The 877-nt window shown below is 57.2% G+C and carries 2 protein-coding genes; both read left to right on the top strand.

Going from position 1 to position 877, the window contains the following annotated elements; genetic code table 11:
• The first annotated feature begins 152 nt into the window (after window positions 1-152).
• Window positions 153-329 (top strand): ribbon-helix-helix domain-containing protein, encoded by a 177-nt coding sequence (locus GWC77_RS30435; protein ID WP_173262829.1) that lies wholly within the window; start codon window positions 153-155, stop codon window positions 327-329.
• Window positions 329-712, top strand: coding sequence for a hypothetical protein (locus tag GWC77_RS28045; protein WP_173262826.1), 384 nt, complete (start codon window positions 329-331; stop codon window positions 710-712). Before GWC77_RS30435 ends, GWC77_RS28045 begins: the two co-directional genes overlap by 1 nt.
• Window positions 713-877 lie beyond the last annotated feature (165 nt).

Genomic DNA, 877 nt, shown 5'->3' with positions numbered 1-877 from the left:
GCGCGGCTACACGCGCTTCGAAACAATGCGAACCGTGCTGTTCCTCATCGCCGGCAAGCTAGATTTCTCCAGCTTCAACCCGCATGCCTCGTGAGCCGCGTTACCCACTGCATTTTCAAAAGAGCCTCTTTTGTTAACCCTTGTTAATTTATATGCCCAACGAAGAAAACAAATACCCGAAGCCATATTCACGCGAGACAGTGATCGGCGCGAAGGTTTCCCCCCAGGTGCGAAAATCGCTGCGACAACTTGCGGCAGAGCAGGACCGCACAGTTAGCGCGCTCGTCAAAGACGCCGTGAGTCAATACCTGAGCAATCACGCGCGCTAATGGCTAACAACGCCACTACCGTTCGTGTAACCGCAGACGCATCCGGCTACACGGCAGAGATCGACAAGGCGCGGAAGTCCGCCGATGCCTTCATGCAAACCCAGGCCGCAGCAGCGGAGCGCGTCCGGGTAGCACAACAGGCTATCGCAGAGGCCGCGCAGAACGGCTCCAATGCCTCCGCCCGAGCAATCAATAACTTCGTCTCGCAGCTACAGCGCACAGCGGACCAAGCGGGCAAGACTCGCGCGGAACTGTTGCAGATGCGTGCGGCGCAATTGGGTATCGCTGACTCTGTATCGAGCTACGTTCGCCAGATCGACGAGGCTAGTAAGCACACGCACGAATTTACCTTGAATAGTAAGCGCCCGGCAAAGTCGCCTTGAAGCCCGAGTGTTCTGACGCGAGCATCGTGTCCATTAACAACTGCCTCTTTTGAATTCCGAGTGGGTGATGTTAGCGGGTCAAGGGCGGGCGTAAGCCCGGCGCAGCGAACCCTTGAGGCGCTCTGAATCGACAAGCTGAGGTATGGCTGGTTGCGGCAGAATGCG

This window comes from Paraburkholderia sp. NMBU_R16 (assembly GCF_013282575.1).
In the GTDB taxonomy this organism is placed as follows: domain Bacteria; phylum Pseudomonadota; class Gammaproteobacteria; order Burkholderiales; family Burkholderiaceae; genus Trinickia.
The sequence above is the reverse complement of the archived record's forward strand: the minus strand, read 5'-3'. Positions and strand labels throughout refer to the sequence as shown.